This window comes from Streptomyces sp. P9(2023) (assembly GCF_032436795.1).
Taxonomy (GTDB): Bacteria; Actinomycetota; Actinomycetes; order Streptomycetales; family Streptomycetaceae; genus Streptomyces.
On sequence record NZ_JAUPWM010000066.1, the window covers coordinates 1 to 10,177 of the forward strand.

The window sequence follows — 10,177 nt, forward strand, 5'->3', positions numbered from 1 at the left end:
CCGCGCCCGCCCCCGTACAGCCCGAGAGCGGGCCCCGGCCCGGCGCCTGGCCCGGTGCCGCCAACCCCTTCGGCGTTCCCGCCTGATCACATCTTGCCCGCCGGCGGGTCACCCGCGTTCCAGACGAGGTCGAAGGTGAACGTGCGGATCCGCCAGCCGTCCTGGGTGCGTACCGCCTCGGCGTCGTAGTGACCGCCGATGGTGAAGTGGCTGTTCGGCTCCTCGCGGCGCCGCACGTGCACCGCCATCAGGTGTGCCCCGATCAGGGCGCGGTCGCCGTCCACCCGGATGTCGTAGTTGGAGCTGATGTGGTGGGTCCGCTCGAACGTGGTGCGGGCCATCTTCTGGAAGGCGGTCAGGCCCTCCATGCCCCGGAACTCCCCCATGGGGAAGGTCAGATGGGCGTCCTCGGTGAACACCGAGCCGAGCCAGGCGTCGCTGGCCCGGTCCTTGTCGAGGTGCCGGACGTAGCGGTCGCAGAGTTCGGTGAGCGCGACGCGGTCGGTCAGTTCGCGCAGCTGGAGCGTGAGTGCCTGGATGTCGTCGTGGAGGGTGGTGGCGGGCGTGGTGGTGGTCATGTACGTCTTCCTCGCTGTCGGGTCGTGAAGTTGAGGGTTACGGGTCGTGAGGGGGTCAGGCGGCCGTGCGGCGCCAGGTGCGCGGGCCCTCGAATCCGGAGACGCGCTCGGGCCGCCGCCAGTGGGCGACCGCTCGCGCGGCGCGCGCCTGGTCGTCCGGCTCGACGTCGGGGCCGAGGACCCGGGTGAGGAGGACGGCGGTCAGCGCGGCCAGCTCCTCGGGGGCGGGGTCGCCCTTCTCGACACGGAGCAGGTGCGCGGCGTGCGGATCGCGCGGGGGACGTGACGGTGTCATGGCACTTCCTTCGCTCACTGGGGCGGGTTTCCGTGCTTGCGGCTCGGCAGGTCGGCGTGCTTGGTGGCGAGCATGGCGAGGGACCGGCTGAGCACCGAGCGGGTCTCGCGGGGGTCGATGACGTCGTCGACCAGGCCGCGTTCGGCCGCGTAATAGGGGTGCACCAACTCCTGCTTGTACTGTTCGATCATGGCGCCGCGCATGGCCTCGGGGTCCTCGGCCGCCGCGATCTCCCGTCGGAAGACGACGTTGGCGGCGCCCTCCGCGCCCATCACCGCGATCTCGTTGGTGGGCCAGGCCAGGGCGATGTCCGCGCCGATGGAGCGGGAGTCCATGACGATGTACGCGCCGCCGTACGCCTTGCGCAGGACCACCGAGATCCGCGGCACCGTCGCGTTGCAGTAGGCGTACAGCAGCTTGGCGCCGCGCCGGATGATGCCCTCGTGCTCCTGGTCGACGCCGGGCAGGAAGCCGGGCACGTCGACGAGGGTGACCAGGGGGAAGTTGAAGGCGTCGCAGAACTGGACGAAGCGCGCGCCCTTCTCGCTGGCCTTGATGTCGAGGACGCCCGCCATGGCGGCGGGCTGGTTGGCGACGATGCCGACGACATGGCCGTCGACCCGGGCCAGGGCGCAGACGATGTTGGGCGCCCAGGCCGCGTGGACCTCCATGAAATCGCCGTCGTCGACGACCTCCTCGATGACCGAGCGGATGTCGTACGAGCGGTTGCCGTCGGCCGGCACCAGGTCGAGCAGCGCGTCGCCGGGCCGGTCGGCCGGGTCGCCGCTGCGGACGGACGGCGGGAGTTCGCGGTTGTTGGCGGGGAGCAGGGAGAGCAGGTAGCGGACCTCGGCCAGGCAGCTCTCCTCGTCGTCGTAGACGAAGTGGGCGACGCCCGAGACCCCCGCGTGGACGTCCGCGCCGCCCAGGCCGTTCTGGGAAATGTCCTCGCCGGTGACGGCCTTGACGACGTCGGGGCCGGTGATGAACATCTGCGAGATGTCCCGCACGGCGAAGATGAAGTCGGTCAGCGCCGGGCTGTAGGCGGCGCCGCCCGCGCACGGCCCGAGCATCACGGAAATCTGCGGGATCACCCCGCTCGCACGGGTGTTGCGCTGGAAGATGCCGCCGTAGCCGGCGAGCGCCGAGACGCCCTCCTGGATCCGGGCGCCCGCGCCGTCGTTCAGCGAGACCAGCGGGGCGCCGGCCGCGATGGCCATGTCCATGATCTTGTGGATCTTCTGGGCGTGCGCCTCACCGAGCGCGCCGCCGAAGATCCGGAAGTCATGGGCGTAGACGAAGACCGTACGGCCCTCGACCGTGCCCCAGCCGGTGACCACTCCGTCGGTGTACGGACGCTTGGCCTCCAGGCCGAAGCCGGTGGCGCGGTGCCGGCGCAGCGGCTCGACCTCGGAGAAGCTGCCCTTGTCCAGGAGGAGTTCGATGCGCTCGTGGGCGGTGAGCTTGCCCTTGGCGTGCTGCCTCTCGGTGGCCTTCGGGTCCTCGCCGAGCCGGGCGACGGACTTGCGCTCCCGCAGGTCGGTCAGTCGGTCGGTCAGTCGGTCGGCGAGTCCTTCGCCGGTGGTCGCGGACGGCATGCTGATTCCCCCGTTGCGGTGATGAAGCGTGTGTCAGTGGTGTCTGGTGGTTCCCGGTCGCGCGGCGGCGATCAGGTCCGTGGCGTCCTCGGCGTACAGCCACTCCTCGGGCAGATGGCGGGTGACCGTACGGTGCGGGGTGTCGGCCCGGAGGGCGGTCGCCGTCGCGTAGCCGTCCCGGACCGGCAGGCCGCGCACGCTCCAGCCCGCGGGCCGGTCGGGTGCGCCGGGTCCGCCGGACCCCAGGTAGTGGGTGTCCGCGCCCCGGCAGAGCCCGATGCCCAGGCCCTTGAGGTAGGCCTCCTTACGGGCCCACAGCTCGCCGAAGGCGGCGGGAAGCAGGGGCAGGGGCACCGTCTCCAGCTCGCGGCGCTCGGCCGGGTGCAGCATCGGCAGGCACGCCCGGGCCGACTCGGCGGTGGGCAGCCGCTGGACGTCCACACCCACCGGTGCGCCCGCCACCCCCACCGCCACCATGCCGTGGCTGTGGGAGAGCGAGAAGTGCGGCGGCCCGGCGGTGCCGGTGAGCACGGGCGGGCCGTGTCCGCCCGCACAGTGCGGACACGGTGCCCGGTCGAGGCGTAGGTGTTCCGGGCGGATGCCGGTGTACACCGACAGCAGCCGCCGGAGCGCGATGTGGGCCGCGGTGTACGTGAGCCGGTCCCCGGGGCGCCGGAACGCCGAGGCCCGCCGGGTCTCGGCCGGGCCGAGCTCGTGGGTCGCCAGCGGCGCCGGCCCGGCGTCGTCCGAGGGCGCTCGCAGCACCCACAGATGCGCCTCGCCCGGAGCCACGGCCGCCGGCGGGAGGCCCGCTCCCGTCATGGTCCCGCTCCTCGCCGGGGCGCGTCGGGGAGGGACCCCGGTGCCGGGGTCGGCGCGACGTCCGTGCGGCCGTCCGATGTGGGCGCGGCGTCGGTACGGTCGTTCCCGTCGCGTCCGCGGCCCACCGCGAGGACCAGCAGCGCACCGGCCAGCGAGGCCACGCCTCCGGCGTACAGGCCGGCGCGGGCGCCGTAGTGGCCGGTGAGCCAGCCGACGAGGAGGGCGCCGAGCGGGGTGGATCCCTGCAGGATCAGGGTGTAGAGGGCCATCACGCGGCCCCGGAACCGCGGGTCGCTGCCGAGCTGGATGCGGTGGTTGGCCGCCTGCGCGAAGTAGATGGTGGCGAAGCCGGTGAGGCAGAGCAGCACCGCGGCGGAGAGCAGGTTCGGGGACCAGCCGGCGGCCGTCTCCAGGAGGCCGAAGGCGAGGGCGGACAGCGCGACCGTACGGGCGGCCGGGCGGCCCCTGCGCAGCGTGGTGAAGAGCGCGGCGACGAGTGAGCCGGCGGCGAACGCCGTGGTCAGCAGGCCGAACGAGGTCGCGTCGGCGTGGAAGACGGTCTTGGCGAGCAGCGGCAGCGTCAGCTGGAAGTTGAAGCCGAACAGGCCGACGACGGCCACAAGGGCCAGCGGCACGAGCAGGTCGCGGCGGGTGCCCACGTACCGCAGCCCGTCGACGACGCGGGCGCCCGCCGCGGCACGCTTCCCCCGGGTCAGCTCCTCCGGGCGCATCATCCGCAGCCCCACCACCGTGGCGGCGTAGCTGACCGCGTTCAGGAGCATCACCGGTCCCGTGCCCAGGACGCTGATGAGCAGACCGGCGAAGGCCGGGCCGACCACCCGGGCCGTGTTGAAGTACGCCGCGCTCAGCGCGGAGGCGTTCGGCAGCAGGTCGGGGCCGACCATCTCGCTGACGAACGCCATCCGGGTGGGCACCTCGACGGAGTTGACCGTGCCGAGCGCGAACGCGAACAGGTAGATGTGCCACAGCTGTACGGAGTCGGTGACGACGAGCAGCGCCAGGCCGAGGGCCAGCACACCGGAGGCCGTGTTGGCCAGCGTGAGCAGCAGCCGCTTGTCGAACCGGTCCGCGACGCGCCCGCCGTAGAGGGTGAACATCAGGAGCGGCGCGAACTGCAGGGCCGTCACGGTGCCCAGGGCCGTCTCGGAGTCGCCCGTCAGGGCGAGCACCAGCCAGTCCTGGGCCACGATCATCATCCAGGTGCCCGCGACGGAGACGACCTGTCCGGTCACGAAGAGCCGGAAGTTCCGTACGGTCAGGGACCGGAAGATGTTCGCGTACGTCGTGTCCATGGTGTGCGCCGCGCCTCGTCTCTCTCGTTGCCCGCCGGGGTCAGCCGGCGCCGGCGGCGCGGGCCACGCATTCCTCCAGGAACGCCAGCGCGCGCAGGTGGTAGGTACGGGCGGACCGGCTCAGGCTGATGTTGTGGCCCGTCTCGTCCAGGCGGTCCACGGTCACCCTCGGTGCGGAGGTGAACCGGGCCGTGAGATCGGCGAGGCTCTCCGCGTCGTGCCGCCAGTACTTCTCGTACTCGGCGAAGGTCAGCCGGACCGGTACGCGGATCCGGCCGGCCAGTTCGTCGAACCGCCGGGGCCAGCGCACCGCCTCCGGCCACTCCAGGTCGGGCACGGGGGCGATCAGGTGGGCGCTGTCGCGGAAGGTGTTCGGCGGGTAGAAGCGCAGGCGACCCCAGTTCAGCGCCCAGCGGCCGTTCCGGTGGGTGTCGGGCAGGCCGGCCGGGTCGACGGCGTAACGGTGGCCGCAGCCCGAGATGTCGAGGCCGAGCAGGGGTGCTCCCAGCGGGTCGGCCGCGCAGGTGAGGGCGAGCTTGCCGCCGTAGGAGTGGGCGAGCAGGAACACGCCCGCCCCGGTGGGACGGCGGTCCCGGAGGTCCGCCAGGGCCGTCCGCAGCGACGCGGCCTGGTCGGCCAGCGTCTGCCCCTGCGGGAGGCTTCCGGCGGAGAGCCCGTAGCCCGGGCGGTCGACGGCGACGACGGTGTAGCCGAGCCGGGCGCCCAGGGTGAGGAGGGAGACGTCGGGGTGAGCCTGGCCGTCGAAGTAGCCCGCGCGCATCCCGCCGCCGTGCACGGCGACGATCGTCGCCCGTGGCGGGTGTCCGGCCGGTTCGGCGATCAGCGCGGAAAGGGCCACGCCGTCGCCGCCGTCCAGGGTGAGGGCCCGGACCTGTGGCGACAGGGTGCCGACGGGGAGGGCCGCCGCCGGCACCGGGGTGTTCATGCGGCCCGCCCGGCGGCTGCCTCGTCGTCGAGCTGCCCGGCTCCCGCGTCGTCGGGCCCTTCGGCCGCCACGTCGTCGAGCCGGGCGGCGCCCGCGTTGAGGCAGGCGAGCAGCGTACGGGCCTGGACGTTCACGTAATGCGCGTGCTGGGCCAGGTCGTTGAGCTGCCCGGGGGTGAGCCACTGGAAGCCGGGCGGCGGGTCCAGCGGGGCCTGGGTCTCGTCGGCTTCCACGAAGAGGTAGCGGATCTCCGCGTGGAGGAAGCGCCCGCCCTCCTCCGAATGCAGGGCCTCGTACAGGACGCGCTCGGGAGCGGCCGCCAGGACGGTGTCCAGGAACGGCGGAGCCTGCACGTCCCGCCAGTTCCCGGGGTCGCACTGGACGGTGGGACCCAGCTCGATGGTGTCGAGGAAGCCGGCCTCCGCCCTGGCGCTGACCAGCAGATGGGGTACGCCCCCGATGCGGCGGACCACGAAGGCCGCCACGGCGGGCCCGGTCGGCTCGAGCAGCGGCTGCGACCAGCCCGGGACCTCACGGCTGCCGGCCTCCACGGCGACGGCGACCACCTTGAAGAAGCGGCCGTCCGGGCGGCCCAGGGAGTGCTCGTCGCGCTCCCAGCCGTCGATGCCGGCGAGCGGTACCCGTTCGACGGACACGTCGTGGCGGGAGCGTTCGACGGTGACCCAGGACTGCACGGCCGCGTCCGGAAGCAGCGCGCCCGGCTCGGCGCCGTCCATCGGGAAGCAGGCGACGATCGTGCGCGAGTCCATGTTGATCACGTTGTCCCGGCGCAGCAGCTCCCCGATCTGACCGAGGGTCAGCCAGCAGAAGTCCGGGTCGTGCGGCACCTCGTCGAGCGCCTCGACGAGCATGTTCCGGTTGGCCTTGCGGTAGAACCAGGAGCCGTGTTCGGACTGGAGGACGTCGAACGCCACCCGGCCACGGTCGGGGTCGGTGAAGTACTCGAGGTACTTCACGTCCGCGCCCTTGTGCACCTTGGTGTAGTTGCTGCGGGTCGCCTGGACGGTCGGCGAGAGCTGGAGCAGATTGCGGTTGCCGGGCTCCATCTTGGCCTGCATCAGGAAGTGCAGGACCCCGTCGATCTCCTTGGCGAGGAGGCCCAGGATGCCGACCTCGGGCTGCCGGATGATCGGCTGTTCCCAGTGCCGGAACGGACCTTCGCCGACCGTGACGGAGAGTCCCTCGACGGAGAAGAACCGCCCGCTGCGGTGCACCAGGTTCCCGGTGTCCTCGGCGAACGACCAGCCGTCGAGCTCGGCGAAGGGGATGCGCTCGACCTTGAAGTGGTGGGCGCGGCGCCGCCCGTCGAGCCAGTCGGCGAAGTCGTCCGTGGAGATCCACGATCCGTCGGGCGCCGCCGCCGACCGGGCGAGGCGGGCCGCGAGCGCGTCGTCGGCGCGGGGCCGCAGGGCTGTGCCGGCCACGGGCCCGCCGGACCCGGTCCCGATCCGGGTGGCTGTCATGCCTCGCCCCGCTTGACGCCGATGAAGAGGCCGTTGCCCTCGTAGTCGCCCTCGACGTACTCCACGGACAGTCCGGCCCGCTCGTAGGCGCGGGCGAACTGCTCGCGGCCGTAGAGGGACAGGACGTGGGTGTCGGTGAAGTGCTGGACTCCCCTGCCGGGTTCGGCCACCAGGTAGTGGACGTCCATCCGGCTGGCGTCCTCCCGCTCGCGCACGGTGTGCGAGACCCGGGAGACCGTACGGCCGTCGACGGTGGTGAGGCTGCCCCCTACGTGGTCAGGGGTGAAGTTCTCCGGGAACCACCAGGGTTCGATGACGACGACTCCGCCGGGGTTCAGGTGCCGGGCGAAAGTGGTCAGCGTCGCGTCGAGTTCGTCCTGCCCGACCAGGTTGCCGATGACGCAGAACAGCGAGACGACCGCGTCGAAGCGACGGCCGAGCTCGAAGGAGCGCATGTCGCCGGTGTGCAGGGGCGTGCTCTTCAGGTGGCGGCGCGCGACGTCGAGCATGCCCTCGGTCAGGTCGATGCCCTCGGCCGCCGTGAAGTCCTCGGCGAAGTACCGCAGGTGCCGGCCGGTGCCGCAGCCGACGTCGAGGATCGAGGCCGCGCCGGGGCGGCGGGCGCGGATGTGCCCGGTGACGGCGGTCGCCTCGGCGCGGTAGTCCTTGCCCCGCCCCCCGTAGATAGCGTCGTAGACGTCGCCGACGTCGTAGATGCCGATGTTCTCCCGCTCGGTCATGCGGCCAGCACCTCACGCAGTGCGCTGATCACGCGGTCCTGCTCCGACTCGCTCAGCGACGGGTACATCGGCAGCGAGAAGATCTCGCCGGCGAGCCGCTCGGTGACCGGGAGGGAACCGGTCTCGTAGCCGAGGTGGGCGAAGCCGGTCATGGTGTGGCAGGGCCACGGGTAGCTGATGTTGAGCGAGATGTCGTACGCCTTGAGCGCCTCGATGATCCGGTCGCGCTCGGGGTGGCGGACCACGTAGACGTAGTACGAGTGGGTGTTGCCCTCGTTGGTGGCGGGCAGCTGGAGCCCGCCGGGGCCGGTGAGGTCGGCCAGCTGCTCCTCGTAACGGCGGGCGACCGCGTTGCGGCCGGCGACGTACGCGTCGAGGCGGGTGAGCTTGCGGCGCAGGATCTCCGCCTGCACCTCGTCAAGCCGGGAGTTGTGGCCCGGCGTGCGGACGACGTAGTAGACCTTGTCCATGCCGTAGTAGCGGAGCTGGCGCATGGTGCGGTCGATCTCGTCGTCGGAGGTGACCACCGCTCCGCCGTCGCCGTACGCGCCGAGGACCTTGGTGGGGTAGAACGAGAACGCGGCCGCGTCGCCCATGGTGCCGACGAGCTCGCCGTGGTGGCGGGCGCCGTGCGCCTGGGCGCAGTCCTCGAGGATCCGCAGCCCGTGCCGGGCGGCGATCTCCTTGAGCGGGGCCATGTCGACGCTCTGGCCGTAGAGGTGGACCGGCAGCAGCACCTTGGTGCGGGGGGTGATCGCGGCCTCGACGAGGTCGGTGTCGATCAGGAAGTCCTCCTCGCGCACGTCCACGAAGACGGGGACGGCTCCCGTGCCGGTGATGGCGAGCACGGTGGGGGCGGCGGTGTTGGAGACGGTCACGACCTCGTCGCCGGGGCCGACGCCCAGGGCCTCCAGGGCGAGCTTCAGCGCGTTGGTGCCGTTGTCGACACTCGTGCAGTGGGCGGCGCCGTGGTAGGCGGCGAACTCCTCCTCGAAGCCCTTGACGCTCTCGCCGAGGACCAGTTGACCGGAGTCGAAGACCTTCCCGACGGCGTCGAGGATGTCGGCCTTCTCCTTCGCGTACTCCGACAGGTAGTCCCATACACGCGTCGTCACTCTCATACCTCCAGGTACTGGTCGTTCTCGTCAGGGGAAGAAGGGGTCCGGGGGGCCGGCTGGCAGGCCCGGACGGCGGGGGTCAGACGGCCGGTGCGAGCGGGGTGCCCGCGCGGGCCAGGTCCGGCTCCATGGCGCGTGCCGCGTCGGCGCCGTAGGCCTGCTCGATGCGGTGCAGCAGCCCCGCGGGGGTGAGGTCGTACTCCTGGGTCCCGACGGCTTCGAGCACGAGCGTGGCCACGGCGCAGCCGAGCCGGGCCGCCCGCTCCTGCGGCCAGCCCCACGAGGTGCCGGCCAGGAAACCGGCCCGGAACGCGTCGCCCGCGCCGGTCGGTTCGACGACGTCGTCCGTGCGCACGGCGGGTACGTGCAGGGCGGGCCGGTCCTTGGCGACGAGGTCGACGCCGTCGGCGCCCCGGGTGGTGATCCAGGTGCCGACGCGGTCGAGCACCTCCGCCTCGGTCCAGCCGGCGTGCTCCTTGAGCAGCGCCGCCTCGTACTCGTTGGTGAACAGGTACAGGGCCCCGTCGACCACCGTGCGGATCTCGTCGCGGCCGAGCCGGGCGAGCTGCTGCGAGGGGTCGGCGGCGAAGGGGATGGCGAGCCGACGAGCCGTCTCGGTGTGGCGCACCATCGCGGCCGGGTCGTCGGCGCCGACCAGGACGAGGCCGAGGCCACCGGCCTGTTCGGCGACGGCGGCGAGGTCGATCTGCCGGGCCTCGGCCATGGCCCCCGCGTAGAACGTGGCGATCTGGTTCTGCTCGGTGTCCGTCGTGCACACGAAGCGCGCCGTGTGCAGGGTCTCGCTGACGTGGACGGCGGAGGTGTCCACCGCGTTGGCCCGCAGCCAGCGCGCGTACTCCGCGAAGTCCACGCCCGCCGCTCCGACCAGCACCGGGGAGAGGCCGAGCCGGCCGAGGCCCAGCGCGATGTTGGCGCCCACCCCGCCCCGCCGCACCTCCAGGGTGTCGGCGAGGAAGGACAGCGAGACCCGGTCGAGACTGGCGGCGATCATCTGCTCGGCGAACCGGCCGGGGTAGGCCATCAGATGGTCGGTGGCGATCGATCCGGCCACGGCGATGCGCACAGCGGTTGGCTCCTTCGGTAAGGCGTGGGGGCGGTGGGCCGGCTCAGACGCCGGCGGCCTTCCTGAGTACGTCGACGCGGTCGGTGCGCTCCCAGGTGAAGTCGGGGAGTTCGCGGCCGAAATGGCCGTACGCCGCGGTCTGGGCGTAGATCGGGCGGAGCAGGTCGAGGTCGCGGATGATCGCGGCCGGGCGGAGGTC

The 10,177-nt window shown here is 72.4% G+C and carries 11 protein-coding genes; all 11 read right to left on the reverse strand.

The window, feature by feature from the left end:
- Positions 1-86: 86 nt before the first annotated feature.
- Positions 87-578 carry a nuclear transport factor 2 family protein gene (locus Q5762_RS36285; RefSeq protein ID WP_315896593.1) on the reverse strand — a complete coding sequence of 164 codons (492 nt, stop codon included), beginning with the start codon at positions 576-578 and terminating at the stop codon, positions 87-89.
- Positions 579-633: 55 nt separating this feature from the next.
- A complete protein-coding gene (locus tag Q5762_RS36290) occupies positions 634-873 on the reverse strand; it encodes an acyl-CoA carboxylase subunit epsilon (RefSeq protein ID WP_315896594.1) in 240 nt (79 codons plus the stop codon).
- Between the two features lie 14 nt (positions 874-887).
- The gene (locus Q5762_RS36295; RefSeq protein ID WP_315896595.1) at positions 888-2,471 is read right to left on the reverse strand and encodes an acyl-CoA carboxylase subunit beta; all 1,584 of its coding nucleotides are present in this window, start codon (positions 2,469-2,471) and stop codon (positions 888-890) included.
- 33 nt (positions 2,472-2,504) lie between these two features.
- On the reverse strand, positions 2,505-3,293 hold the full coding sequence (locus Q5762_RS36300; RefSeq protein WP_315896596.1) for a 4'-phosphopantetheinyl transferase superfamily protein: 789 nt from the start codon (positions 3,291-3,293) through the stop codon (positions 2,505-2,507).
- Complete coding sequence (locus tag Q5762_RS36305; protein WP_315896597.1) at positions 3,290-4,606, reverse strand: MFS transporter; 1,317 nt, start codon at positions 4,604-4,606, stop codon at positions 3,290-3,292. Before Q5762_RS36305 ends, Q5762_RS36300 begins: the two co-directional genes overlap by 4 nt.
- Positions 4,607-4,646: 40 nt before the next feature.
- Complete coding sequence (locus Q5762_RS36310) at positions 4,647-5,552, reverse strand: alpha/beta fold hydrolase (RefSeq protein ID WP_315896598.1); 906 nt, start codon at positions 5,550-5,552, stop codon at positions 4,647-4,649.
- Positions 5,549-7,036 (reverse strand): NDP-hexose 2,3-dehydratase family protein, encoded by a 1,488-nt coding sequence (locus Q5762_RS36315; RefSeq protein ID WP_315896599.1) that lies wholly within the window; start codon positions 7,034-7,036, stop codon positions 5,549-5,551. Before Q5762_RS36315 ends, Q5762_RS36310 begins: the two co-directional genes overlap by 4 nt.
- Positions 7,033-7,776: a methyltransferase domain-containing protein gene (locus Q5762_RS36320; RefSeq protein ID WP_315896600.1), complete on the reverse strand. Its 744-nt coding sequence runs from the start codon at positions 7,774-7,776 to the stop codon at positions 7,033-7,035. The genes Q5762_RS36315 and Q5762_RS36320 overlap by 4 nt, the downstream gene beginning before the upstream one ends.
- Positions 7,773-8,891: a DegT/DnrJ/EryC1/StrS family aminotransferase gene (locus Q5762_RS36325; protein WP_315896601.1), complete on the reverse strand. Its 1,119-nt coding sequence runs from the start codon at positions 8,889-8,891 to the stop codon at positions 7,773-7,775. The genes Q5762_RS36320 and Q5762_RS36325 overlap by 4 nt, the downstream gene beginning before the upstream one ends.
- A gap of 82 nt (positions 8,892-8,973) precedes the next feature.
- Complete coding sequence (locus Q5762_RS36330) at positions 8,974-9,978, reverse strand: carbohydrate kinase family protein (protein ID WP_315896602.1); 1,005 nt, start codon at positions 9,976-9,978, stop codon at positions 8,974-8,976.
- Positions 9,979-10,021: 43 nt separating this feature from the next.
- The coding region (locus Q5762_RS36335) for a methionine adenosyltransferase domain-containing protein (RefSeq protein ID WP_315896603.1) at positions 10,022-10,177 on the reverse strand (156 nt) is incomplete at its 5' end.